We start from the raw sequence: 25439 nt of genomic DNA, 5'->3' as shown, positions 1-25439 counted from the left end.
CGCGATGTTCGAGCAGGTCTTCCGTTTCGTGATGGTGGGCGGCGGCGCGGCCGCGACCCACATGGCCGTGGTGATCGCGCTGGTCGAGGCGCTGCGCGCGGGCGGCGGCGACGAGCCGGGCGACGCGGTCAAGCTGGCCTGCAATTTGGGCGGCTTCCTGGTCGCGGTGGGCGTGAGCTATTTCGGCCACCGCAATTTCACCTTCGGCTCGACCAAGTCGCACGGCCGCGCGGCGCCGCAATTCCTGGCGGTGGCGCTGACGGGCTTCGTGCTGAACGAGGGCATGTTCTGGGCGCTGCTGCGCTTCACCGCGCTGTCGTACCAGCTCGCGCTGTTCCTGGTGCTGGGCGCGGTCGCGGCGCTCACCTTCGCGCTGTCGCGGCTGTGGGTGTTCGCGCGTTGAAGTCCCTCGTCCTCTGCGCCGACGACTTCGGCTATACCGATGCCGCCTGCGCCGCCATCGTCGATCTGGCCGCGCGCGGTCGCCTGAGCGCCACGAGCGTCATGACCGACGGCCCGGCGCTCGCGCGCTGGCTGCCGCGGCTGCGCGCGAGCGGCCTGTCGCTCGGGCTGCATCTCAACTTCACCGACGCGCTGCCGGGGGCGCTGGCCTGGTCGCTCGGCGATGTCATCGCGCGCAGCTACACCGGCCGACTCGACCGCCGCGCCATCGCCGCCGACATCGCGCGCCAGCTCGACGCCTGTGCCGCCGCGATCGGTTGCACGCCCGACTACATCGACGGCCACCAGCATGTGCACCAGCTGCCGATCGTGCGCGAGGCGCTGCTCGCCGCGCTGGCCGAGCGCGGCTGGAAGCCGGCGCTGCGCTCGACCCGGCCGGCCGGCTGGCGCGGCGCGAAGGCGGCGGTCATCGCGGGTCTGGGCGCCGCCGCGCTCGGCCGCATGGCGCGCCGCGCCGGCCTGCGCATGAATGCCGACTTCGACGGCGTGTATGCCTTCGACGAGCGCGAGCCCTATCGCGCGCTGATGCGGCGCTGGCTCGCGCGCTGCGGTGACGGCGGGCTGGTGATGTGCCATCCGGGCATGGCCGGGGCGCCGGCCACCGGCGCGGGCGGCATGCCGTCCGCGGGCGCGCTGTCGGCTTCCGGGACTGCCGCCGCGCTGGCGTCGGTCGCCGACCCGATCGCCGCCGCCCGCCTGCGCGAACACGCCTATCTCGCCTCGGATGACTTCGCCGCCGATCTGGCCGACGCCGGCGCGAGGCTCGTGCCCTTCGGCGGCTGAGCGCGACCGGGGCGGGGCCGAGCGCGACCGGAGCGACCGTGCGTGACCGAGGGCGGCTCGCCGGCACGGGCGACCGGCGTCCTGCCGGCCCGGCGCCGATCCGAACGCCGCCGCGTCCTCAATCGAACTTCATGCCCTTCTTCACCGCCGGATTCACCGGCACCTGGAGGTCGAGCGATTCCAGCGCCTCGACGATGGCGGTGGCCACCATCACGTTGCGGTTCGTCTTGGAGTCGGCCGGCACGATGAGCCATGGCGCCCAGGGCGTGGTCGTGGCCTCGATCGCGCGTTCGTAGGCGGCCTGGTAGTCGTCCCAGCGCTCGCGGTCCACGAGGTCGTGCGGATCGAACTTCCAGCGCTTCTCGGGCGTGTCGAGGCGGTCGCGCAGGCGGGCCTTCTGTTCGTCCTTCGAGATGTGCAGGAAGCACTTCACCAGCGTGGTGCCGGTCTCGACCAGCATCCGCTCGAAGTCGCGGATGTGCGCGAGCCGGCGCTCGACCTCGGCCGTGTCGATCCGGCCGTATACCGCCGGTACCAGCACGTCCTCGTAATGGCTGCGGTTGAAGATCACCGTCTCGCCGCCGCCCGGCACCTGGGCATGCACGCGCCACAGGAAGTCGCGCGCGGCCTCGGGCGGCGTCGGCGCCTTGAAGGGCACGGCGCGCACGCCGAGCGGGTCCACATGCGCGAACACATGGCGGATCGTGCCGTCCTTGCCGCTCGTGTCCATGCCTTGCAGCAGCACGAGCAGGCGGTGCTTCTGGCCGGCGTAGAGCAGGTTCTGGAGCGCGTCGAGGCGTCCGCTGAGCGCATCGAGCTTAGCCAGGCCGGCGGCCTTGTCGGCGCCGCGCAGGCTGCGGTCGGCCGGGTCGAAGTTGCGCAGGCGGAAGTCGCCATCGGCGATCCAGGGCTTGAGCGGAGACTTGCCCTGGCCGAAGGGCGGGCGCGGCGTCTTGGTCTTGGTGGTCATGGGCGATCCGTGCGTGGCATCAGCGGCAGATTCTGCGCCTCGGAGGGCACCGGGGCGCCGCGTAGAATCCGCGCGTAACGTCCGGGGCCGCCGGGCGATGCCTCCGCTGCCGCGCGCTTCGTCGCCAGTCGGCCGCGCGGGGCGCGCGACGCGGTGGCGCCGACAGGCCGGCCTGCCGGCCGCCATCCTCATTCCGCGCAGCATCGCCCCGCCGGGGCGCGCGCCCTTCCAGGCCCGATCCATGTTCGACAACCTGTCCCAACGCCTCGCCAAGGTCGTCAAGACCATGCGCGGCGAAGCCCGCATCACCGAAGCTAATTCCGCCGAGATGCTGCGCGAGGTGCGCCTCGCGCTGCTGGAGGCCGACGTGGCGCTGCCCGTGGTGCGCGAGTTCATCGCGCGCGTGAAGGAGAAGGCGCTCGGCGAAGAGGTGATCACCTCGCTGTCGCCGGGCCAGGCGCTGGTGGGCGTGGTGCAGCGCGAGCTGACGGCCATCATCGGCGGCAGCGCCGATCCGGAAGCCTTCCGCAAGGACGCGGAGCTGAATTTCGCCACCCAGCCGCCCGCGATCATCCTCATGGCCGGCCTGCAGGGCGCGGGCAAGACCACCACCGTCGGCAAGCTCGCCAAGTGGCTGAAGGAGCAGAAGAAGAAAAAGGTGCTGGTGGTGTCGGCCGACGTGTACCGCCCGGCGGCGATCAAGCAGCTTGAGACGGTGGCGGGGCAGGTCGGCGCCGATTTCTTCCCCTCGACCGGCGACCAGAAGCCGGTCGACATCGGCCTCGCAGCGATCGACTGGGCGAAGCGCCACTACCACGACGTGCTCATCGTCGACACGGCCGGCCGCCTCGGCATCGACGAGGCGATGATGAACGAGATCAAGGCGCTGCACGCCGCGATCAATCCGATCGAGACGCTGTTCGTCGTCGACGCGATGACGGGCCAGGACGCGGTCAACACCGCCAAGGCCTTCAACGACGCGCTGCCGCTCACGGGCGTAATCCTCACCAAGCTCGACGGCGATTCGCGCGGCGGGGCGGCGCTGTCGGTGCGCCACATCACCGGCAAGCCGATCAAGTTCGCGGGCGTGGGCGAGAAGCTCGACGGCCTCGAAGCCTTTCATCCCGACCGCATGGCCCAGCGCATTCTCGGCATGGGCGACATCCTTGCCCTCGTCGAGGAAGCCCAGAAGGGCATCGACATGGCCGAGGCGCAGAAGGTGGCCGAGAAGCTGCGCAAGGGCGGCGGCTTCGACCTCGAAGACTTCAAGGCGCAGATCAGCCAGATGAAGAAGATGGGCGGCCTCGGCAGCTTGATGGACAAGCTGCCGGCGCAGTTCCAGGCCGCGGCCGGTCAGGCCGACATGGGCCAGGCCGAGAAGCAGATCGCGCGCATGGAAGGGATCATCAACTCGATGACGCCGGCCGAGCGCGCTAAGCCCGATCTCATCAAGGCGGGCCGCAAGCGCCGCATCGCGGCCGGCGCCGGCGTGCCGGTGCAGGAGGTCAATCGGCTGCTGAACCAGTTCGATCAGATGCAGACCATGATGAAGAAGATGCAGAAGGGCGGCATCGGCAAGCTCATGCGCAGCATGAAGGGAATGATGGGTGGTGGCGGTCCCTTCGGCGGCAAGAATCCCTTCGGGGGGCGCTGAGCGCCGGCGCATCACTTTCTTAAACGGCTTTCCAGGGGCCGCTCTTCGGGGCGGCCTTCTTGTTTGCGCGCGGATTGCGTGTGGCTGGTGCGCCAGGAGGTGTCCGCCTGGGTGTTTGTCGCGGGCAACAGGCTTGCCGTCGGTCCGCGAGGGATTCCGCCCGTCCGCGCGGCGCCCCAGGAAGCCACGGTGCACGCGCGTTACCGTTTCTTGATGCGCTGCGGAAAGAATTGCCGTCTTGAAGCGCTACAGGTAGTGTCGCCATTGATGAGCGACACAAGATGCAGTTTCGGCAGTGTTTCGAGCCCTTGCGCGGGGTTGCCGCTTGCCGCGAATTTCTGCCGCTCGTCCCTAGGGAAAGTGCGTGACAGAGCATTCATTTTCATTGAATCGGCTTGACACCCAAAAAGGCGTGTTCGATTCTCGCTCGGTCACGAACGACGGCGCCTTTCGCGCCCCCAGGAGATAGACCATGGCAACTGCCAAGAAGGCCCCGGCCAAGAAGGCCGTCGCGAAGAAAGCCGCCCCCGCCCCGGCGCCCGTCAAGAAGGCCGCCGCCGCTCCGGCGCCCGCGCCCAAGGCTGCTGCCCCGGCCAAGAAGGCCGCCGCGCCCGCCAAGAAGGCCGCTGCCGCCAAGAAGGCTCCGGCCGCCAAGAAGGCCCCGGCCAAGCGCGCGCCCAATCCCGCGCTCATGAAGGAACTGACTCCGAGCGCCATCCTGGCCGCCATCGTCGGCGACAAGCCCATCGCCCGCCCGATCGCCACCAAGAAGATCTGGGACTACATCAAGAAGCACAACCTGCAGGATGCGACCAACCGTCGCAACATCAACGCCGATGCCAAGCTGAAGGCGCTGTTCGCGGGTGCCGATTCGGCCTCGATGTTCGACCTCGCCAAGTTCGTCTCGGCGAACCTGACCTGAGGGTCTGAGTCACTGCGGCCCGCTCGGGCCGTAGCGCGCGGGTCAGCCGGCAATCATCTGCCCGGCGACCCGGGCGCAATCGCGGATGTGGGCCCGCCCCACCTGCCGCAGCGCCGCGAACGAGATCGCGGCCAACACGGCCTGGCCCGCAACGGGCACATAGCGCGCCGCCTGCTTCACCGTGATCTGCACGCCTAGGCGCTTCAGCACGGCCACCACCAGTTCCCGCGTGACCACCTTGCCGACGACGGCGCTGCCCGCCGCGAGCGCGATCTGATAGGCCACGACACGCCGGTGCGGCGCGAGCCGCTCAACCTGCTCGGCCGACAGCCCGAACTCGGCGTTGATCTCGTCGAACAGCTTCATGAGCATCGAGATGTCCACCAGCACGTCGAGGCCGGGCAGCGGCACGATCGCCGCCGCGCTCGACACGAGGGCGCGCCGCGTGACCATGCGTCGGCAGCGCTCGGTGATGAGTTCGATCTCGTCGAGGCTGCGCGGCAGGCCGCGTTCGGCGGCATCGGGCGCGCCGTCGAGCAGGACCCAGTCGGTGGCTTCGGTGTGGTTGGTGGCTTGGGCGTTGGCGGCCATCGTTCATCCTCCCTGGAAGCGAACCTAGCCGGCGTGTCCGGTGCGCTCAAGCGTGGTTACTCGGACTGACTCCAGCATGCCGGCGGGCGACAGGGGCACGACGAGCTTGCGCCGGTCGCGCCGCTGGTTCGGCAAGGCAGCGTGCGGTGCCTGCTTTGAGGCCCGTGCGTTCAGCCGGCGCGGCGCGTGGCCGCGCTGCCGGGCAGGGCCGGCGGCGTGGCGCCATCGACCGATTGCGTGCGCGCCGGCGAGGGCTTGAACACCCAGCGGCGCGCGGCGCCCATGACCGCGTCGGGATACTCGCTGCGCCCCCGGCTGCCGTTGTAGCGGCCCAGTGCCAGGAACAGGTCGCCGCCCTCGCGGTCGAGGTAGTGGCGCAGGATGGTGCAGCCGTAGCGCAGGTTGACGCGCATGTCGAACAGCTCGCGCGGATCGCCGCTGCCGATCTGGCGCGACCAGAACGGCATCACCTGCATGTAGCCGCGCGCGCCCACCGACGAGATCGCGTGCTTGCGGAAGCCCGATTCCACTTCCATCAGCCCGAGCACGAGCGAAGGCTCCAGCCCGGCGCGCTTCGACTCGTACCAGACCGATCTCAGCAGCTCCTGACGGAAGGTGAAGTCGGGCGACTTGCGCGCGAGCCGGTTGCCCATCTCGCCGAGCCACACGAGATAGTCGAGCCGGTCCTCGAAGCGGGTGAACAGCGGCTCGGGCGGCGCGCTGTCGGCGATGCTCGCGTGCAGCGCGCTGCGCACCGAGTCGGCGAGCTGTTCTTCCTTCTGCGCGCCGGCGTGGGCGTGGCCGGCCAGCGCGATCAGGCCCAGGGCAGCAAGGCATCGGCGCATGCGAACGGCTTCGCACGCGGCGACCCGCTTGCCGGCGCCGATGGCGGCGAGGGGGCCGCGCAGGCCCGCTCTCCGCAACGGGTTGCGTGCGCTCATGCCCCGCCGCCTCAGGCCGCCAGATCGGCCCTGACGCGGCCGATGACGGTGGCGGCGATGCCGGCCAGCGCAACCTTGGTCGCGGCCTCGTCGCGACGGTGCTGGAACTCGACCATGCCTTCCTTCAGGCCGCGGTCGCCGAGCGTGACGCGGTAGGGCACGCCGATCAGTTCCCAGTCGGCAAACATCACGCCCGGGCGCTCGCCGCGGTCGTCGATGATCACGTCGATGCCGGCGGCGGCCAGTTCGTCATGCAGCCGGAAGGCGGCTTCGCGCACGGCCTCGCTGCGGTCGGCGCCGATCGGGCACACCACCACTTCGAACGGCGCCATCGCGGTCGGCCAGACGATGCCCTTGGCGTCATGGTTCTGTTCGATCGCGGCGCCGAGCAGGCGGGTCACGCCGATGCCATAGCAGCCCATCTCGAAATGCTTGGGCTTGCCGTCCTCGTCGAGGAAGGTGGCGTCGAGTGCCTTCGAGTACTTGGTGCCGAGGTAGAACACATGACCCACCTCGATGCCGCGCTGGATCGCCACCACGCCCTTGCCGTCCGGCGCCGGATCGCCCGCGACGATGTTGCGCAGGTCGGCCACGAGTTCGGGCTCGGGCAGATCGCGGCCCCAGTTCACGCCGGTGTAGTGATAGTCCTCCTGGTTCGCGCCGACGACGAAGTCGCTCATGTTGGCGACGGTGCGGTCGGCGATCACATGCACCGGCTTGACGGTCTTGATCGGGCCCAGGAAGCCGGGTTTGCAGCCGAAGTGGTCGATGATCTCGGCCTCGGTCGCCATGCGGAAACCGTCGCCGAAGCCGGGCAGCTTGCCGGCCTTGATCTCGTTGAGTTCATGGTCGCCGCGCAGCATCAGCAGCCAGATGCCGGTGAGCTTGCCTTCCGCCTCGGTCGCGAAGATGAGCGACTTGATCGTGCGCGACAGCGGCAGCTTGAGGTAGTCGGCCAGCTCCGAGCAGCGACCGGTGCCGGGCGTGAGCGTGAGGGTGAGTTCCTCGGCGGGCGCGGCGCGCTCGGCCGACAGCGGCAGGGCCTCGGCCAGCTCGATGTTGGCGGCGTAGTCGGTCTCGGGGTTGTAGACGAGCAGATCCTCGCCCGCGTCGGCGATCACCTGGAACTCGTGCGAACGGTCGCCGCCGATCGAGCCCGTATCGGCCGCGACCGCGCGGAATTGCAGGCCGAGCCGGCCAAAGATGCGCAGATAGGCCGCGAACATCGCGTCGTAGGTCTTGAGCGCACCCTCGGTGTTGCGGTCGAAGCTGTAGGCGTCCTTCATCGTGAATTCGCGGCCGCGCATCACGCCGAAGCGCGGACGGCGCTCGTCACGGAACTTGGTCTGGATGTGGTACCAGTTCTGCGGCAGCTGGCGGTAGCTGCGCAGCTCCTGGCGCGCGATGTCGGTGATGACCTCTTCCGAGGTGGGCTGCACGATGAAGTCGCGGTCGTGGCGATCCTTGATGCGCATTAGCTCGGGACCGTACTTGTCCCAGCGGCCCGACTCCTGCCACAGCTCGGCCGGCTGGATGACCGGCATCAGCAGCTCTGTCGCGCCGGCGGCATTCATTTCCTCGCGGATGATGGCCTCGACCTTGCGGATCGAGCGCAGGCCCATCGGCATGTAGTTGTAGATGCCGGCGGCGAGCTTCTTGATCATGCCGGCGCGAAGCATGAGCTTCTGCGAAATGATGTCGGCGTCGGCGGGCGCTTCTTTTTGCGTGGAAATGAAGAACTGACTGGCTTTCATGGGCGGGCGGGGAGCGGCTCGGGACATTGAAACAGGCTCGTTGCAAGCCTGCGGATGTCATGCGCGTATGTTGGACGGTAGCGCGCCGATGCCGGTGCGAACCGCCGAAAAGTGCGTGGAATCAAGACCTTGCACGGCAAAGCGAGCGCCGGAGGCAGCTCGCTATAATCGATTCAATTCTAAAGGAATGCAGGTGTCCAAATGCTCGACCGGGAAGGGTTCCGCCCGAACGTCGGCATCATCTTGGTGAACCGGAAGAACCAGGTCTGGTGGGGTAAGCGCGTCAACGAGCACTCATGGCAATTTCCGCAAGGCGGCATCAAGTACGGAGAATCGCCCGAGCAGGCGATGTTCCGCGAGCTGCACGAGGAAATCGGCCTCACGCCCGAACACGTCAAGATCATCGGCCGGACCCGTGACTGGTTGCGCTACGAGGTGCCCGACCGTTTCATCAAGCGCGAAGTGCGCGGTCATTACCGGGGCCAGAAGCAGATCTGGTTCATGTTGCGAATGCTGGGGCGCGATTGCGATGTGTCGCTGCGCGCCACCGATCATCCGGAGTTCGATGCCTGGCGCTGGCATGACTACTGGGTGCCGCTGGAGGCGGTCATCGAGTTCAAGCGCGAGGTGTATTCGCTTGCGCTCAACGAGTTGGCGCGCCATCTGTTCAAGGGGCCGCAGCTCCAGGTGCCGCAGACCCATGCGGTCAAGCCGCGTCCGCGCGAGGCGCGCTATCTGAGGCAGGTGGTCAAGCCGATGGATGAGGCCCCCGATCTGTTCGGCAACGTGGCACCCGAGGCGCAGGTCGCGCCGCCGGGCGGGCAGGGCGGATGAGGCAAGACGGCGGCCTTCGGTCTGCCGCTTGCGTTGCGGATTCGGCCTGTGGCGAGTGCGTACTCGCAGCCTATGCGAGCACGAGATTGCTGCGGTGGATCAGCTCGGGATCCTCGACGAAGCCGAGGATTGTCTCGATCTCGCTCGACGGCCGGCGCGCGATCAGCCTTGCCTCGCCGCTGGAGTAATTGACCAGCCCGCGCGCCACTTCCACGCCTTCCGCGTCGATGCAGGCGACCGCCTCGCCGCGCACGAAATCGCCGATCACTTCCGTCACGCCGATCGGCAGCAGCGACTTGCCTTCCTCCACCAGCGCGCGCACCGCGCCGGCGTCGAGCCGGAGTCGGCCGCTCAGTTGCAGGTGATCAGCCAGCCATTGCTTGCGCGCCGACATCGGCGTGGTCTGGGCAATCAGCGCCGTGCCGATCGCCTCGCCCTCGGCCAGCCGCACGAGCACACCGGTTTCGCGGCCCGAAGCGATGACGGTATGCGCACCCGAATGCGCGGCGCGCTTGGCGGCGAGAATCTTGGTGATCATCCCGCCCTTGCCGATCGAGCTGCCGGCGCCGCCCGCCATCTGCTCCAGCTCCGGATTGCCGGCTTCGGCCTCGTCGATGAAGCGCGCATCGGGATTGCGGCGCGGATCGGCGCTGTACAGGCCGCGCTGGTCGGTGAGGATGATCAGCGCATCGGCTTCGAGCAGGTTGGTGACGAGCGCGCCCAGGGTGTCGTTGTCGCCGAACTTGATCTCGTCGGTCACGACCGTGTCGTTCTCGTTGATGATCGGCACGACGCCCAGCCCGAGCAGCATCTGGAGCGTGGCGCGCGCATTGAGGTAGCGCGTGCGGTCGCTCAGGTCGGCATGCGTGAGCAGCACCTGTGCCGAACGCAGTCCGTGCGCCGAGAAGCGCGACTCGTATACCTGCGCCAGACCCATCTGGCCGACGGCGGCGGCGGCCTGGAGCTTGTCCACTTCCTTCGGGCGCTCGGTCCAGCCGAGACGCTGCATGCCCTCGGCGATCGCGCCCGAACTCACCAGCACCACTTCCTTGCCGCGCGCCGCGAGCGCCGCGATCTGCGTGACCCAGCTTTCGATGGCCGCATGGTCGAGACCGCGACCGTCGTTGGTGACCAGGCTTGAACCGACCTTCACGACGAGCCGGCGGCTCTCTGCGACCACGGATGTCATTCGCTGTCCTGCTGGGTTGATGCGTCGCCGACGTTGGTCCGGTCGGCCTTGAAGCGCACGTCGGTATCGAATTCTTCGGGATGCAGCCGCGCGAGTTCGGCGGCGTGCTGGCGTTGCAGGTCCTGCCAGATGTCGCGGCAGAGATCGGCGCAGCCCTCGTGCGTCAGGCCGGAGATGGAATACACCGGCCCCTTCCACTTGTAGCGCTTGACGAAGTCGCGCACGCGCTTGGCGCGGTCGGCCTCGGCAATCATGTCGAGCTTGTTGAGCACCAGCCAGCGCGGCTTGGCGGCCAGCTCGGCGTCGTACTTTTCGAGTTCGCCGACGATCGCCTTCGCTTCCCTGACCGGATCGATCTCGGCATCGAACGGCGCCAGATCGACGATGTGCAACAGCAGCCGCGTGCGCTGGAGATGGCGCAGGAACTGGTGCCCGAGCCCCGCGCCTTCCGCCGCGCCCTCGATCAAGCCGGGAATGTCGGCAATCACGAAGCTCTGCTCGGCCGCCACGCGCACCACACCCAGGCTCGGATGCAGCGTCGTGAACGGATAGTCGGCCACGCGCGGGCGCGCATTGCTCACCGCGGTGATGAAGGTGCTCTTGCCGGCATTCGGCATGCCGAGCAGGCCCACGTCGGCCAGCACCTTGAGTTCGAGCTTCAGCTCGCGCGTCTCGCCTTCCTTGCCATGCGTGAACTGGCGCGGCGCGCGGTTCGTGCTGGTCTTGAAGTGCAGGTTGCCGAGACCGCCGTCGCCACCCTTGGCGAGGACGACACGCTGCTCGTGGTGCGTCAGATCGGCGAGGGTTTCGCCGGTCGCCTGGTCGGTCACGATCGTGCCGACCGGCATGCGCAGGATGATGTCGTCGGCGCCCTTGCCGTAGCAGTCGGCGCCGCGACCGTTCTCGCCATTGCGCGCGCGGAACATGCGCGTGTAGCGGAAGTCGATCAGCGTGTTGATGTTGCGGTCGGCCACCGCAATGATGCTGCCGCCCCGGCCGCCGTCGCCGCCATCCGGCCCGCCAAAGGGCACGAACTTCTCGCGCCGCATCGACGCCGATCCGTTGCCGCCCTTGCCGGCGTGCACTTCGATACGCGCTTCATCAACAAACTTCATGCTCGACTCCCGACGGATTCACCCGCAGCAATGAAAAGGGCCACGCCCAGCGTGGCCCTTCGTATTTCCGGCTTGCGGAAACGTCGTGGTGCGAAGCTCAGGCCTCGACCGGAACGATGCGCACGAACGACTTGCGCGCCGGACCCTTGACCAGGAACTCGACCGTGCCGTCCACCTTGGCGAACAGCGTGTAGTCCTTCCCCGTGCCGACGTTTTCACCGGCATGGAACTGCGTGCCGCGCTGGCGGACGATGATCGAACCGGCGCTGATGAGTTCGCCGCCGTAGGCCTTCACGCCTAGGCGCTTCGATTCTGAATCGCGACCGTTGCGGGTAGAGCCGCCGCCCTTTTTGTGTGCCATGAGATTGACTCCTGTGGATCAGACCGGCAGCGATCAGGCCTCGATGGCCGAAATCTGAAGCTCGGTGTAGTTCTGCCGATGACCTTGGCGCTTCTGATAATGCTTGCGGCGACGCATCTTGAAGATGCGAACCTTGTCGTGACGGCCGTGGCTAACCACGGTCGCCTTGACGCTGGCACCGGTCACCAGCGGCGCGCCGAACTTGATCTGTTCGCCAGCGCCCACAGCGAGCACTTCGCTGATGGTGATTTCCGAGCCCACGTCCGCAGCAATCTGTTCTACCTTGATCTTCTCGCCGGCAACGACCTTGTACTGCTTGCCGCCGGTTTTTATGACCGCGTACATCTGGACCTCGTTCCAATAAAGAACTGATGACTCCACCAGGAGTCATCTCGATTGGCAGCTTCGCGCGAAGCCGCCGAGCGTTGAAAGCAGTCGAGGGACCGCTTTCGGGAACTGGCTATACTAGCCGGCACGTGCAGGCCTGTCAAAACAAACCCCTTATGAATCAAGAGCCTCAGCCCGTTCCCGGTCTGCAACCCGTCAACAGCGCAGTCACTTCCTTGAGCGTCCACGACATCCTCTCGCCCATCTCCGAAGACATGCGTGCGGTCGATCGCGTCATCCGCGATCGCCTGCATTCCGGCGTTGCCCTCGTCGAGACGGTTGCCGAGTACATCGTGTCGTCGGGCGGTAAGCGGCTGCGTCCCGCCCTGCTTCTGATGATGGCCGGTGCGCTCGGCTACCGGGGCACCCAGCATCACGTGATGGCAGCGGTGGTCGAGCTCATTCATACCTCCACGCTGCTACATGACGACGTGGTAGACGAATCGTCGATGCGTCGCGGGCGTAAGACGGCGAATGCCGCATTCGGCAACGCCGCCAGCGTGCTAGTGGGCGACTTCCTGTATTCGCGCTCGTTCCAGATGATGCTGGAGCCGGACGACATGCAGATCATGCGTGTCCTGGCGGATGCAACCAATACGATCGCCGAGGGCGAAGTCCTGCAACTCATGAACTGCAACGATCCCGACGTGGAAGAGTCGCAGTACATGCGCGTAGTCCAGTACAAGACGGCATGCCTGTTCGAGGCATCGGCGCGGATTGCCGCCATTCTCGCGGGTACGGATTCCCGGCTTGAACTCGATTGCGCGGCGTTCGGGCGCCATCTCGGCACTGCTTTCCAGCTCATTGATGATGTACTGGATTACTCGGGGGATGCAGCCGAAATCGGCAAAAACCTCGGCGACGACCTGCGCGAAGGCAAGCCCACGATGCCGATGATCTATTTGCGAGATCACGGCGCGCCAGAGCAGCGCGAGTTGGTGAGGCAGGCAATCGTGAATGGCGATGTCGAATGCATTGGCGCGATTACCGAGGCGCTGCGTTCTACGGGCGCGCTGGAGTACACGCGACAGCGCGCGCGAGCCGAGGCAGGTGTTGCAGCGAAGTGCATTGAGCAACTTCCCTCTTCACAATTCAAGCAGAGCCTGATATTGTTATGTGCTTTCGCGGTTGAGCGCACTGCTTAGCCGATTCGGGGTGTAGCTTAGTCTGGTAGAGCGCTACGTTCGGGACGTAGAGGCCGGTGGTTCGAATCCACTCACCCCGACCAGTTTTCTTCATCGCGCGTTCTGCGCAATCAATCCAAAGTTTCATGAATGTCGATTCAGCTGATCATCCTCAGCTGAATAGGGATTCGTCTCGGGTTTGGCTTTACAAGTCCTGAGGCGCTAGGCACCATCGTTTGCTGCTTTTTGCGGTTGAACCTGTGGTTCAGCGGCAGGCGATTACTTCTTTCATAGATATCCCGACCGCATGGCAGCGCCAGCAACTCAGAACGCCTCAATGCCTCAGGTCGTGCCGGGCCTCGCTCGGGTACTGGTTCAGGCAGGCAAGCTGAGTCCGGAGCAGTCCTCGGCGCTTCTCAAGAAGGCCGCCGCCAACAACACTCCCTTCATAGACGAGCTGCTGGCAGCGCGCGCACTCACGCCTTATGAAGTGGCGTTGTTCTGTGCCAGCACTTTCGGTCATCCGCTGATGGACCTGGCAGCCGTCGATATTGGCGGGCTGCCACTCGACACCATCGATCCCAAGCTGTCGATCACCCTGCGCGCGCTGGCATTGCGCAAGCGCGGCAACCGACTGCTGGTCGCGGTCGCCGACCCGACCAATCTCCAGGCGCTTGACCAGATCAAGTTTCAGACGCAGATGCTCGTCGAGCCAGTGGTGGTCGAGGCCGACAAGCTGACACGGGTAATCTCGCAGCTCGCCAAGTCCACGGAGGCCAAGCTCAACGAGATGGCCGGGCAGGATCTGTCGCTCGAGCTTGATGACGCCATCACCGAAGAGCCGGCAGCCCAGTCAGCCGACAGCGAGATCGACGACGCGCCCGTCGTGCGTTTCCTGCAGAAGGTGATGCTGGATGCCATCAACATGGGTGCGTCCGACCTGCATTTCGAACCCTACGAAAAGTTCTACCGGATCCGTTTCCGTGTTGACGGCGTATTGCAGGAGATTTCCCAGCCGCCCCTGGTGATCAAGGAAAAGCTGGCGGCGCGCATCAAGGTCATCAGCAAGCTCGACATTTCGGAAAAGCGGGTTCCGCAGGACGGGCGGATGAAACTCGTGCTTGGCCCGAACAAGGCAATCGACTTCCGGGTTTCAACCTTGCCGACATTGTTTGGCGAAAAGATCGTGATGCGGATTCTCGATCCTTCGCAGGCAAAACTCGGTATCGACGCCCTGGGCTATGAACCGGACCAGAAGGAATTGCTGCTGAATGCAGTGCGTCGTCCCTATGGAATGGTGCTCGTGACCGGCCCCACGGGGTCGGGCAAGACGGTTTCGCTTTACACCTGCCTTAATATCCTGAATGAGCCCGGCGTCAATATCTCGACCGCGGAAGATCCGGCCGAAATCCAGTTGGCCGGCATAAATCAGGTCAATGTGAACGAGAAGGCCGGGCTGACCTTCGCCGCCGCGCTCAAGTCATTTCTGCGCCAGGATCCGGACATCATCATGGTTGGTGAAATCCGCGATCTGGAAACCGCGGATATCTCGATCAAGGCGGCCCAGACCGGTCACATGGTGTTCTCGACGCTTCACACAAATGATGCCCCGAGCACGCTGACGCGGATGCTCAACATGGGCATCGCGCCTTTCAATATCGCTTCGTCGGTCATCCTTATCACGGCCCAGCGTCTTGCACGCCGACTTTGCTCAGTTTGCAAGCAGCCATATGAAGCTGACACCTCTGTGCTGTTGCAGGCGGGTTTCAAGGAATCTGAACTCGACGGAACGTGGCAGCCTTATCGTCCGGTCGGTTGCGACCACTGCAACAATTCGGGCTACAAGGGGCGTGTCGGCATCTATCAGATCATGCCGATCACCGAAGAAATGCAGCGAATCATTCTGGCAAATGGCAATTCGATGGACATTGCCCGGCAGGCGCAGGCCGAAGGCGTGCGCGACTTGCGGCAGTCAGGTCTCCTCAAGGTTCGTCAGGGGCTGACGTCAATCGAGGAAGTTCTCGGCGTGACCAACGAGTAACGCGGAATCATTACGGATCAGACCATGGCGACCAGCACGCGCGCGATCAAGCAGACCAAGGAGCCGATGTTCGCCTGGGAAGGCAAGGATCGCTCGGGCAAGACCGTGCGCGGCGAAATGCGCGCGCAGGGCGAAAACGTGGTGCGCTCCTCGCTGCGCAAGCAGGGCGTGCTCGCGACCAAGATCAAGAAGCAGACCTACCGCAGTGGCAAGAAGATCACCGAGAAGGACATCGCGCTGTTCACCCGGCAGATGTCGACGATGATGCGTTCGGGCGTGCCATTGCTCCAAGCCTTCGATATCACGGCGAAGGGGCATGCCAATCCGTCGGTGTCGAAACTGCTCAATGATATTCGCGCCGATGTCGAAACCGGCAGCAGCCTGAGCACTGCGTTCCGCAAGCATCCTCTCTATTTTGACGCGCTGTTCTGCAATCTGGTCGCGGCGGGTGAGCAGGCCGGTATTCTTGAAACGCTGCTGGACCGTCTCGCGACCTACAAGGAAAAGACGCTCGCCATCAAAGCGAAGATCAAGTCGGCGATGTTTTATCCGACCTCGGTGCTCGCGGTGGCATTCATTATTACTGCGGTCATCATGATTTTCGTGGTGCCGGCATTCAAGGACGTGTTCTCGAGTTTCGGCGCCGAATTGCCGGCGCCGACCCAGATCGTCATCAACATCTCCGACGTGTTCCGCGAATACTGGGCGGTGATTTTCGGATCCATCGGCGGGGCGTTCTATGGTATTGGCCAGGGCTTTAAGCGCTCGGTCAAGTTCCAGCAGGCATTTGACCGTGCATTGCTGCGCGCGCCGGTGTTTGGCGACATCGTGCGCAAGGCGACGATCGCACGCTGGACTCGTACGCTTTCCACGATGTTCGCAGCCGGTGTGCCGCTGGTGGAAGCGCTCGATTCGGTAGGTGGAGCGTCGGGCAACATTGTCTATTCCGATGCGACCCGGAAGATCCAGCAGCAGGTGGCGACCGGCACAAGCCTGACTGTCTCGATGCAGGAGGCTGGCGTGTTTCCGACCATGGTCACGCAGATGGTGTCGATCGGCGAGGAATCGGGTGCGCTCGATTCGATGCTCGGCAAGGTGGCCGATTTCTACGAGCAGGAAGTCGATGACGCGGTCGCGTCGATGTCGAGCCTGCTCGAACCTTTCATCATCGTGATTCTCGGTGGTCTTGTCGGCGGCATCGTGGTGGCGATGTACATGCCGATCTTCAAGCTCGGCGCAGTGGTCTGAGGTGGGCGTGACAGATTTGCTGGTGTCGGACCCGCTTACCTTCGCGATTGCCGCTGCCGTCGTCGGCCTCGTGGTCGGCAGCTTCCTCAATGTGGTCATCCATCGCCTGCCGATCATGCTCGAACGGCAATGGACGGCGGACGCGGCCGAGTTCCGCGGCGAGGAATTGCCTGACCAAGGCACCTACAACCTGTTCGTGCCGCGCTCGGCCTGCCCGAAGTGCTCGCGCCCGGTGCGCGCACATGAAAACGTGCCGCTGTTCGGCTGGCTGCTGCTCAAGGGCCGCTGCGCCGGTTGCGGCGCACGCATCAGCGCCCGCTATCCAGTGGTGGAGCTGCTCGGCGGACTGCTGGCCGGTGCCTGCGCCTGGCAATTCGGTTTCGGACTCGCGGGCATTGCGGCGATCGGCCTGTGCTGGGCGCTCATCGCGCTCACCTTCATCGACGCCGATACCCAACTGCTGCCCGACGAGATCACGCTGCCGCTGCTCTGGGCCGGCCTGCTGGTCAATCTCGAAGCCGCCTTCGTGCCGCTCGAGCAGGCCGTGATCGGCGCGGCCGCCGGCTATCTTTCGCTGTGGTCGATCTACTGGCTGTTCCGGCTTGCGACCGGCCGGGAAGGCATGGGATACGGCGACTTCAAGCTGCTGGCCGCGCTCGGCGGCTGGCTCGGCTGGAAGATGCTGCCGGCGATCATCCTGTTGTCGTCGGTGGTGGGCGCGGTGGTGGGCGTATCGCTTATGGTGTTCGCGCGCCATGGCCGCGAGCAGCCGATTCCCTTCGGCCCCTATCTCGCCGGCGCGGGCGTGCTGGCGCTGTTCTTCGGCCCGGCGATCAACGCCACCTGGCTGCGCATCGGCTGATGGTGCGGCGGTGATCGTCGGCCTCACGGGCGGCATCGGCAGCGGCAAGTCCTTTGCCGCCGACTGCTTCGCGCGGCTCGGTGCAGGCGTGATCGATACCGACCTCATCGCGCACGCGCTCACACGGCCCGACGGCGCGGCGATGCCCGCCATCGTCGCCGCCTTCGGCGACTGGGCCCGCGCGGCCGACGGCGCGCTCGACCGCGCCGCGATGCGCGCCCGCGTGTTCGAGCGCCCCGCCGAACGTGCCCGGCTCGAAGCCATCCTGCATCCGATGATCGGCGCCGAGGTCGAGCGTGCCGCCGCCGCGATCGCCGACCGCCATCCCTATCTCGTGTTCGTGATCCCGCTCCTGGTCGAGGGCGGACGCTGGCGCGACCGGATCGATCGCATCCTCGTCGTCGATTGCCCGGAGGACGAGCAGCTGAGCCGTGTCATCGCGCGCAATGGACTGGCCGAAGCCCAGGTGCGCGCCATCCTCGCGGCCCAGGCCACCCGCGCCGCGCGACTCGCGGTCGCCGACGACGTGCTCGACAACGCCGGCCCGAATCCCGCGCTCGAGCACGAGATCGCCACCCTGCACCAGCGCTATCTCAAGCTCGCGCGCGGCTGAACCGCATTGCCGCAACGGCCGCATGACGCGCCGCCGCGCAATTGAGTTTTGCCGGGGGGTCGGTCAGAATCGCCCGCACCTTTTCGTCCGTCCCTTTCCCTACCCGACGTCCGGTCGCGCGCCTTGATTCTCTACGAGTACCCGTTCAACGAGCGCGTGCGGACCCTGCTCCGGCTCGAAGACCTGTTCGAGCGACTGCGCTTCTTCGTCGCCCAGACCGATCGCCACGAGCACCACGCCGCCCTCACCACGCTGTTCGAGATCGTCGAGGTCGCCAGCCGCGCCGATCTCAAGTCCGACCTGCTGCAGGAACTCGATCGCCAGCGCCTCGCGCTCAACCAGTTCCGCAATTCGCCCGACGTGTCGTCCGATGCGCTCGACGTAATCCTCGGCAACATGGAAAGCGCCGCGCGCGTGCTCAACGCGGTGCCCGGCAAGACCGGTCAGCATCTGCGCGACCACGAATGGCTGATGAGCATCCGCAGCCGCACCATCATCCCCGGCGGCGCCTGCGAATTCGACCTGCCGTCGTATCACGCCTGGCAGCACAGGCCGGTCGAGCAGCGTCAGGCCGATCTCGCCGGCTGGATGGCGCCCTTCGTGCCGCTCGGCGATTGCCTCGCCATCGTGCTGAAGCTGCTGCGCGAATCGGCGCGGCGCCATGAAGTCACCGCAGTGGGCGGCAGTTACCAGCAGAGCCTGAGCGGCAAACCCTTCCAGATGCTCCAGGTGCGGGTCGATCCCGCGTACGGCGCGATCCCCGAGATCAGCGCCAACAAGTACATGCTGTGGGTGCGCTTCTCACAGCAGGACGGCGATCTGCGCCCGCGTCCCTACGAGGGCCAGGTGCCGTTCGAACTCGGCCTCTGCAATCTCTGATTCGCCGCACTCCATGACTACCGAAGTGAAATGCCCGGCCTGCGGCCGCCCCGTGCCCTGGACCGAGGCCTCGCGCTGGCGCCCGTTCTGCTCCGAGCGCTGCAAGAAGCTCGACCTCGGCGCCTGGGCCAGCGACCGCTACGTCATCCCGGGCGCGCCACTCGACGACACCTCCTCGCCCGGCGAGAAGGGCGGCGACTGAGGCGTACGCGGCATGACGTCCTTGCAGTCTCGCCGCCTCAGCCCTCCAGCCGCGCCACCAGCTCGGGGAAGCGCGCGTCGTCGGTCCAGGCGCCGCGCATCAGCGCCACGCCGTGCGCGCCCGCCGTCTGCGCCGGCTCGACCATCGACGAATCCAGCCCGCCGATCGCGTACACCGGCAGGCCGGCGTCGAGCGCGAGCGCGTTGAACCGCTCCCAGCCCAGACCCGGTCGGCCCGGATGGCTCGGCGTGTCGAGCACGTTGCCGAGCACCACGTAATCGAGGCCCAGCGCCGCCGCGCGATCGATCTCGGCGCGCGAATGCACCGAGGCACCCACGAGCGGCAGATCCGGCCGCGAATCGAGCGCGGCGAAGTCGGCGGCCGTCAGATGCACGCCGTCGGCGCGTGCCGCGAAGGCCATGCCGTGCGACGAATGCACGACCAGCTTCGCGCCCGCCGCGCGGGTGCGTTCGAGCGTCGCGTCGAACAGGCGCAGGAAGTCGTCGCCGGCCATGCCGGGCTCGCGCAGCTCGACGAAGCGCAGGCCACGCGCGAGCGCCGCATTGAGCTTCGACAGGAAGCCGCCGATGCCGAGTGCGCCCGCCTGTGTCAGCGCGAGCACGGGCGGCAGCTCCAGCCAGTGCAGGCAGGGCAGGGCGGCCGGCAGCAGCGGCGCGGGCGCCGCCTCGTGCAGCGCGACCCAGCGCAGCGTCTGATTCTCGCGGCCGATCGGCTCGCCGGTCCAGGACACCACGCGCATGAAATGCAGCCGCACATGCGCATGCGGATAGACGTGCTCGATCGTGCACCACGGCCGCACCGCATGCGGATCGTGGGCGTCGATCGTGATGCCGACCTCTTCCTCCAGCTCGCGCGCGAGCGCCTCGGCCACGCTTTCGCCGGCTTCGAGCTTGCCGCCCGGGAACTCCCAGTAGCCGGAATAGGGCTTGCCGGCCGGACGCGAGCCGAGCATGAAACGCCCGTCCTCGCGCAGCAGCACGCCGACAGCCACCTCGACGATGCGGCGCGGCGCGTTCGGCGCGGCGGGCGTGTGGGTCGAGGGTTCGGGCGTTGCGCCGACGGCGGACGGGTTCACGTCCGACGCGGAGGCCGTGCCACCGGCGGGCGCGGCATCCCCGGTCGGGCCGGTGTCGGGAGATTGCAAGCGTTTGCAGGGGCGTATCACAGCTCGTCCTCCCCGGCCGGGATGTCGGTGAGCGCATCGCCGCTGAGCGCGAGCGCGCGCGCGGCGAGCGCCTCGGGATCGGCCTGCTTCGCGGCGAGCGCGGCCATCGCCTCGACCATGCCGAGCCGGTCGCGCCCGGCGCGGTCGCGCGCGAACTGCCAGGCCACGCGGCCCGAGCGCGAACCGCGACCGAGCGCGAATTGCAGCGCCTCGCGCTCGACCTCGGCATTCCATTCGCCGCCGAGCTGCGTGAGCCAATGGCGCGCGATGTCGAGGTAGTCGCCCTGGCGGAAGCTGTGGAAGCTCACCCAGAGGCCAAAGCGCTCCGACAGCGAGATCTTCTCTTCCACCACCTCGCCCGGGTGCAGCTCGCCCTCGTCGTCATGCTTGTAGCCGGCGTTGTCGGCCATGCGTTCGGGCAGCAGGTGGCGGCGGTTGGACGTGGCGTAGATGAGCACGTTGTCGGTCTGTGCCGCGATGCTGCCGTCGAGCGCGACCTTGAGCGCCTTGTAGCCGGCCTCGCCGTCCTCGAAGCTCAGGTCGTCGCAGAACACCAGAAAGCGCTCGGGCCGGCCGGCGACCAGATCGACGATGTCGGGCAGGTCGTGCAGATCGGCCTTGTCCACCTCGATCAGCCTCAAGCCCTGGCCCGAGAACTCGTTGAGCACCGCCTTCACGAGCGAGCTCTTGCCGGTGCCGCGCGCGCCCGTGAGCAGCACGTTGTTGGCCGGCAGGCCGGCGACGAACTGGCGCGTGTTCTGCGCGATCAGCGCCTTCTGGCGATCGACGTTGCGCAGGCTGTCGAGCGTGATCGTCGAGGCATGGCGCACGGCATCGAGCTGGCCGCGGCCGGTGGTGCGCGGCACGCGCCAGCGCCAGGCGATCGCGGTCCAGTCGGGCTCGCGCTGGGCGGGCGGCAGCAGTGCTTCGGCCCGCGCGAGCAGGCGTTCGAAGCGTTCGAGGGTGGAATCGAGTCTGTCCATCATGGTCCGGCGCGGGGCCGGTCGCGGTTGGGCGGCGGCCGGGGCGGGTCCGGCCACGAAGGGCCGGATCAGCTCCGGTAGTCGGCGTTGATGCTCACGTAGTCGTGCGACAGGTCGCAGGTATAGACCGTCGCGGCGGCGTCGCCGCGTGCAAGCACGACGCGTACCGTGATCTCGCTCTGCTGCATGACGCGCTGGCCGTCGGCTTCCTGGTAGGCCGGGTGGCGGCCGCCTTCGGTCGCCACATGCACGTCGTCGAGGTAGAGCTCGACCTTGCTCACGTCGAGGTCGGTGATGCCGGCATAGCCGATCGCGGCGAGCAGGCGGCCGAGGTTGGGGTCGCTCGCGAAGAAGGCGGTCTTCACCAGCGGCGAATGCGCGATCGCATAGCCGACCTTGCGGCACTCCTCGCGGCTCGCGCCCTGCTCGACGGCGATGGTGATGAACTTGGTCGCGCCCTCGCCGTCGCGCACGATGGCCTGGGCCAGCTTGACGGCGACCGTCAGCAGCAGCGCGCGGAACTCGGCGTAGCGCGCGTCGTCGGCGCTCTCGATCGGCGCCATCGCGGCCTTGCCGGTCGCCACGACGATGAAAGAGTCGTTGGTGGAGGTGTCGCCGTCGATGGTGATGGCGTTGAACGAGGCGTCGGCGATCTCGCTCACGAGCGACTGGAGCAGCGGCTGGGCAACGGCCGCGTCGGTCGCGATGTAGCCGAGCATCGTCGCCATGTTGGGCTTGATCATGCCGGCGCCCTTGCTGATGCCGGTGATCGTGATGGCCGCGCCGCCCACCGTGCCCTGCAGCGACATCGCCTTGGGCTGGGTGTCGGTGGTCATGATCGCGTGGGCGGCGTTGAACCAGTTGTCCTCGGCCAGCGCGCCGACGGCGGCGGGCAGGGCGGCTTCGATCTTCTCGATCGGCAGCGGTTCGAGGATGACGCCGGTCGAGAACGGCAGCACCTGGGCGGCGTCGAGGCCGAGCAGCGCGGCGGTCGCGGCGCACATGCGCTCGGCGTTGGCCATGCCGGGCGCGCCGGTGCCGGCGTTGGCGTTGCCGGTGTTGACGACGAGCGCGCCGATCCTGCCGGCGGCCAGATTGCGCTTGCTGACCGTGACCGGCGCCGCGCAGAAGCGGTTGGTGGTGAACACGCCGGCGACGCTCGCGCCGGTGTCGAAGCGCATCACGAGCAGGTCGCGGCGGCCCGGCTTCTTGATGCCGGCCTCGGCATGGCCGAGCGCGAAGCCGGCAACGGGCAGGAGGTCTTCAGACTTGGGATAGGGCAGGTTGACGGGCATCGCGGTGCGGGGTGTGTGGGGTGTGCGGAGAGGGGCGCGCCGGCCATCGCCATCAGGCGCCGAACGGCATCGAACTGCGGGGAATATCTCGAAACGATTGTACCGAGCGGCCTGTGTCGGACTGACAGCTTGCGCGGCTTACCATCGCCCGCGTCCTACAAGCCCGGAGGTTGAGTGAGCTTTCGTCCCGCCCCGCGACTGCGCGTGATCGCGCTTGCAGTCGCCGTCAGTCTGGTTCCGGCACTGGGCCTCGCGCCCGCGCCGGCCTTCGCCGCCGGCCAGACCGTGCCCGGCGCCACCCAGGTCCGCAGCCTCGAAGGCATCACCGAATACCGGCTGCCCAACGGCCTGCAGGTGCTGCTGATGCCCGACGCGTCCAAGCCGACGACCACGGTCAACCTCACGATCCGGGTCGGCTCGCGCAACGAGAGCTATGGCGAAACCGGCATGGCCCATCTGCTCGAACACCTGATGTTCAAGGGCTCGACGCACTACGCCAACCCCGGCGCCGAATTCATCAAGCGCGGCATGCGCTACAACGGCTCCACCTGGTTCGACCGCACCAACTACTTCGCGAGCTTCGCGGCCGACGACGGCAACCTCGACTGGTATCTCGGCTGGCTGAGCGACGCGCTGGTCAACAGCTTCATCGCCAAGCGCGACCTCGACAGCGAGATGACCGTCGTGCGCAACGAGATGGAGATGGGCGAGAACAGCCCCGCCAACATCCTCGAAGAGAAGGTGCTGTCCACCGCCTACGACTGGCACAACTACGGCAAGAGCACGATCGGCGCGCGGGCCGATGTCGAGAACGTCAACATCCCGCACCTGCAAGGCTTCTACCGGCGCTACTACCAGCCCGACAACGCCACGCTCATCGTCAGCGGCAAGTTCGACAGCGCCCGCACGCTCGCGCGCATCTCGCGCAGCTTCGGCGTGATTCCGAAGCCGAAGCGCACGCTGGAGCCGACCTGGACGCTCGACCCGACGCAGGACGGCGAACGCAGCGTGACCCTGCGCCGAGCCGGCGACACGCCCATCCTCATGGCCGGCTACCACGTGCCGGCGGGCAGCTCGCCCGACTTCGCGGCGGTGGAACTGGCCGCGACCATCCTCGGCGGCCCGAGCCTGCGGCTGCACCGCGCGCTGGTCGAGACCGACCTCGCGGCCGAGACCGACGAGGGCGTGTATTCGCTGGCCGAGCCGGGCTATGCGCTGTTCTCGGCCACGCTCAAGAGCGACCAGAAGCCCGAGGCCGCGCGCGACGCGCTGCTCGCCACCATCGAGGGCGTGCGCAGCCAGCCCTTCACCGCCGAGGAACTGGAGCGCGCGCGCAACCAGTGGCTGCGCAGCTTCGAGCGGCTGACGGCCGACCCCGAGCGCGTGGGCGTCGAGCTGTCGGAATTCGTCGCGCTGGGCGACTGGCGGCTCGCCTTCTGGCGCCGCGACGGCATCCGCAACGCGAAGCTCGTCGACGTGCAGCGCGTGGCCGAGCAGTACTTCGTGCAGAGCAACCGTACCCTCGGCCAGTTCGTGCCCACGACCGAGCCGCAGCGCGCGCCGGCGCCCGCGCGCGTGGACGTGGCCGCCGAACTCAAGGACTACAAGGGCGACGCGGGCGTGGCGGCCGGCGAGGCCTTCGACCCGAGCCCGGCCAACATCGGCGCGCGCACCGAGTTCACGACGATCGCCGTGGGCGACGGCGCGCCGATGAAGCTCGCGCTGCTCGACAAGCGCACGCGCGGCCAGAAGGCGGTGGTGACGATCGGCCTGCGCTTCGGCGACGAGAAATCGCTGTTCGGCCAGGACGTGCCGGCCGCGACGCTCGGCATGCTGCTCGGGCGCGGCACGGCGCGGCTCACGCGCGAGCAGCTCGCCGCCGAGTTCGAGAAGCTCAAGGCGAGCTGGAAGGTGTCGGCGACGAGCGAGGGCGCGGTGTTCACGCTCCAGGTCGAGCGCGCCAACCTGCAACCGGCGCTCGCGCTCGCGGCCGAGGTGCTGCGCAGCCCGCGCTTCGACCAGGCCGAATTCGATCAGGCGCGCGGCGCCGCCATCGCCGGCCTCGAAGCCGCGCGCAACGACCCCGAGGCGCGCCTGAGCGAGCGGCTGGAGCGCGAAGGCAATCCCTATCCCAAGGGCGATGTGCGCTACGCGATGAGCACCGACGAAAGCCTCGCCGAACTCAAGGCCGCCAGGCTCGACGACGCGCGCGCCTTCCACCAGAAGTTCTTCGGCGCCTCGTCGTCTGTGGTGGCGGCCGTGGGCGACTTCGACCGCGCCGAACTCAAGGCCCAGCTCGGCCAGCTGTTCGGCGACTGGAAGAGCGCGACGCCCTACAGCCGCGTGTCGCGCCCGGTGTACGACGTGCAGCCGTCCGACTTCCGCATCGACCTGAAGGACAAGCAGAACGCCGTGCTCATGGCCCAGCTGCAACTGCCGCTGGCCGAGACCGACCGCGAATACCAGGCGCTGCGCCTCGCCACCTTCATGCTCGGCACTGGCGACGGCTCGCGGCTGTGGGACCGCATCCGCGAGAAGGAGGGGCTGAGCTACGGCGTCGCGGCCTTCATGGCCGGCGGCCAGTTCGAGCCGCATGCGACCTGGGGCGCGCAGGCGATCTTCGCGCCGCAGAACACGGCCCGCGTGCGCAAGGCCTTCGACGAGGAGGTCGAGCGCGCCCGCCGCGACGGCTTCACGCCGCAGGAACTGCAACGCGCCAAGGCGGCGATCCGGCAGGCGGCGGCGCTGTCGCGCGCGCAGGACGGCAGCCTCGCCGGCGTGCTCGTGTCGCTGGAAGAGCGCGACCTGCGGCCCGACTACCTCGACCGCGTGCAGACGCTGCGCGACGGCATCACGCTTGACGAGGTGAACGCGGCGCTGCGCAAGTCCATCGAGCTGAAGCGGCTGGTGATCGGCGTGGCGGGCAGCCTGCCGCCGCAGTGACGCGCTCGCATCGTGGCCTGCCGTCCGTCCGGTGGAATCGACCCGCCGGACGGCAGAAGGACGTCGGGTAGGACATGCGAATCTAGGTCAAATTCCTTGG

At 67.2% G+C, this 25439-nt stretch carries 22 protein-coding genes, 1 tRNA gene and 2 pseudogenes; 14 read left to right on the top strand and 11 right to left on the bottom strand.

What is annotated here, in order from left to right:
* The first annotated feature begins 4 nt into the window (after positions 1-4).
* Both H566_RS0104665 and H566_RS22905 read left to right on the top strand, forming a co-directional pair.
* Complete coding sequence (locus tag H566_RS0104665; protein ID WP_028310525.1) at positions 5-403, top strand: GtrA family protein; 399 nt, start codon at positions 5-7, stop codon at positions 401-403.
* Positions 400-1245 (top strand): ChbG/HpnK family deacetylase, encoded by an 846-nt coding sequence (locus tag H566_RS22905; protein ID WP_051378030.1) that lies wholly within the window; start codon positions 400-402, stop codon positions 1243-1245. The genes H566_RS0104665 and H566_RS22905 overlap by 4 nt, the downstream gene beginning before the upstream one ends.
* A gap of 118 nt (positions 1246-1363) precedes the next feature.
* On the opposite strand, the gene H566_RS22900 is transcribed toward H566_RS22905, so the two are convergent.
* Positions 1364-2215, bottom strand: a complete 852-nt coding sequence (locus H566_RS22900; protein WP_051378026.1) for a PPK2 family polyphosphate kinase — start codon at positions 2213-2215, stop codon at positions 1364-1366.
* A 241-nt stretch (positions 2216-2456) separates the two neighbouring features.
* On the opposite strand from H566_RS22900, the gene ffh reads away from it, so the two are divergent.
* Both ffh and H566_RS0104645 read left to right on the top strand, forming a co-directional pair.
* A complete protein-coding gene (ffh, locus tag H566_RS0104650) occupies positions 2457-3869 on the top strand; it encodes a signal recognition particle protein (protein WP_028310524.1) in 1413 nt (470 codons plus the stop codon).
* Between the two features lie 472 nt (positions 3870-4341).
* Complete coding sequence (locus H566_RS0104645; RefSeq protein ID WP_028310523.1) at positions 4342-4791, top strand: SWIB/MDM2 domain-containing protein; 450 nt, start codon at positions 4342-4344, stop codon at positions 4789-4791.
* Between the two features lie 42 nt (positions 4792-4833).
* Here the strand turns inward: H566_RS0104645 and H566_RS0104640 are convergent, their stop codons facing one another.
* From H566_RS0104640 to H566_RS0104630, 3 genes are all read right to left on the bottom strand, one after another.
* Positions 4834-5382 carry a hypothetical protein gene (locus tag H566_RS0104640; protein ID WP_235839880.1) on the bottom strand — a complete coding sequence of 183 codons (549 nt, stop codon included), beginning with the start codon at positions 5380-5382 and terminating at the stop codon, positions 4834-4836.
* Between the two features lie 170 nt (positions 5383-5552).
* Positions 5553-6227 carry a lytic transglycosylase domain-containing protein gene (locus tag H566_RS22895; RefSeq protein WP_139826118.1) on the bottom strand — a complete coding sequence of 225 codons (675 nt, stop codon included), beginning with the start codon at positions 6225-6227 and terminating at the stop codon, positions 5553-5555.
* A gap of 107 nt (positions 6228-6334) precedes the next feature.
* Positions 6335-8077 (bottom strand): proline--tRNA ligase, encoded by a 1743-nt coding sequence (locus tag H566_RS0104630; RefSeq protein ID WP_028310521.1) that lies wholly within the window; start codon positions 8075-8077, stop codon positions 6335-6337.
* 201 nt (positions 8078-8278) lie between these two features.
* On the opposite strand from H566_RS0104630, the pseudogene H566_RS22890 reads away from it, so the two are divergent.
* Positions 8279-8824: pseudogene (locus H566_RS22890) on the top strand (RNA pyrophosphohydrolase); the annotation flags it as partial.
* A gap of 157 nt (positions 8825-8981) precedes the next feature.
* On the opposite strand, the gene proB reads toward H566_RS22890, so the two are convergent.
* From proB to rplU, 4 genes are all read right to left on the bottom strand, one after another.
* Positions 8982-10100, bottom strand: a complete 1119-nt coding sequence (gene proB / locus H566_RS0104620; protein WP_028310520.1) for a glutamate 5-kinase — start codon at positions 10098-10100, stop codon at positions 8982-8984.
* Entirely contained in the window at positions 10097-11215 is a 1119-nt protein-coding gene (gene cgtA, locus H566_RS0104615; protein WP_028310519.1) for an Obg family GTPase CgtA, read from the bottom strand. The genes proB and cgtA overlap by 4 nt, the downstream gene beginning before the upstream one ends.
* Before the next feature lie 97 nt (positions 11216-11312).
* Positions 11313-11576: a 50S ribosomal protein L27 gene (gene rpmA / locus H566_RS0104610; protein WP_028310518.1), complete on the bottom strand. Its 264-nt coding sequence runs from the start codon at positions 11574-11576 to the stop codon at positions 11313-11315.
* Between the two features lie 33 nt (positions 11577-11609).
* On the bottom strand, positions 11610-11921 hold the full coding sequence (gene rplU, locus H566_RS0104605) for a 50S ribosomal protein L21 (protein WP_028310517.1): 312 nt from the start codon (positions 11919-11921) through the stop codon (positions 11610-11612).
* A 218-nt stretch (positions 11922-12139) separates the two neighbouring features.
* On the opposite strand from rplU, the gene H566_RS0104600 reads away from it, so the two are divergent.
* The 8 genes from H566_RS0104600 to H566_RS0104565 all read left to right on the top strand — a co-directional run bounded on the left by H566_RS0104600 (position 12140) and on the right by H566_RS0104565 (position 18932).
* A complete protein-coding gene (locus H566_RS0104600) occupies positions 12140-13108 on the top strand; it encodes a polyprenyl synthetase family protein (protein ID WP_028310516.1) in 969 nt (322 codons plus the stop codon).
* Positions 13109-13114: 6 nt separating this feature from the next.
* Positions 13115-13191: transfer RNA gene (locus H566_RS0104595), tRNA-Pro, on the top strand.
* Positions 13192-13394: 203 nt separating this feature from the next.
* Positions 13395-15128 (top strand): type IV-A pilus assembly ATPase PilB, encoded by a 1734-nt coding sequence (gene pilB, locus H566_RS0104590; RefSeq protein WP_034410462.1) that lies wholly within the window; start codon positions 13395-13397, stop codon positions 15126-15128.
* Between the two features lie 24 nt (positions 15129-15152).
* A complete protein-coding gene (locus H566_RS0104585; RefSeq protein ID WP_028310514.1) occupies positions 15153-16376 on the top strand; it encodes a type II secretion system F family protein in 1224 nt (407 codons plus the stop codon).
* 16 nt (positions 16377-16392) lie between these two features.
* Positions 16393-17238 carry a prepilin peptidase gene (locus tag H566_RS0104580; protein ID WP_245591298.1) on the top strand — a complete coding sequence of 282 codons (846 nt, stop codon included), beginning with the start codon at positions 16393-16395 and terminating at the stop codon, positions 17236-17238.
* 10 nt (positions 17239-17248) lie between these two features.
* The gene (gene coaE, locus H566_RS0104575; protein WP_028310512.1) at positions 17249-17851 is read left to right on the top strand and encodes a dephospho-CoA kinase; all 603 of its coding nucleotides are present in this window, start codon (positions 17249-17251) and stop codon (positions 17849-17851) included.
* A 123-nt stretch (positions 17852-17974) separates the two neighbouring features.
* A complete protein-coding gene (zapD, locus tag H566_RS0104570) occupies positions 17975-18730 on the top strand; it encodes a cell division protein ZapD (RefSeq protein ID WP_028310511.1) in 756 nt (251 codons plus the stop codon).
* 13 nt (positions 18731-18743) lie between these two features.
* Complete coding sequence (locus H566_RS0104565) at positions 18744-18932, top strand: DNA gyrase inhibitor YacG (RefSeq protein ID WP_028310510.1); 189 nt, start codon at positions 18744-18746, stop codon at positions 18930-18932.
* Positions 18933-18969: 37 nt separating this feature from the next.
* Here H566_RS0104565 and H566_RS27195 read toward each other — a convergent pair whose 3' ends face one another.
* The 3 genes and pseudogenes from H566_RS27195 to argJ form a co-directional block, all read right to left on the bottom strand.
* Positions 18970-19953, bottom strand: a complete 984-nt coding sequence (locus tag H566_RS27195) for a Nudix family hydrolase (protein WP_268877132.1) — start codon at positions 19951-19953, stop codon at positions 18970-18972.
* A gap of 296 nt (positions 19954-20249) precedes the next feature.
* Positions 20250-21101, bottom strand: a pseudogene (locus H566_RS22880) (ATP-binding protein); the annotation flags it as partial.
* Between the two features lie 68 nt (positions 21102-21169).
* Positions 21170-22396, bottom strand: a complete 1227-nt coding sequence (gene argJ, locus H566_RS0104550; RefSeq protein WP_028310509.1) for a bifunctional glutamate N-acetyltransferase/amino-acid acetyltransferase ArgJ — start codon at positions 22394-22396, stop codon at positions 21170-21172.
* A 174-nt stretch (positions 22397-22570) separates the two neighbouring features.
* Between argJ and H566_RS22875 the strand changes: the two genes are divergently transcribed.
* On the top strand, positions 22571-25339 hold the full coding sequence (locus tag H566_RS22875; protein WP_139826116.1) for a M16 family metallopeptidase: 2769 nt from the start codon (positions 22571-22573) through the stop codon (positions 25337-25339).
* Positions 25340-25439 lie beyond the last annotated feature (100 nt).

Source organism: Derxia gummosa DSM 723 (assembly GCF_000482785.1).
Taxonomy (GTDB): Bacteria; Pseudomonadota; Gammaproteobacteria; order Burkholderiales; family Burkholderiaceae_E; genus Derxia; species Derxia gummosa.
This window is presented reverse-complemented; position numbering and strand designations above follow the sequence as displayed.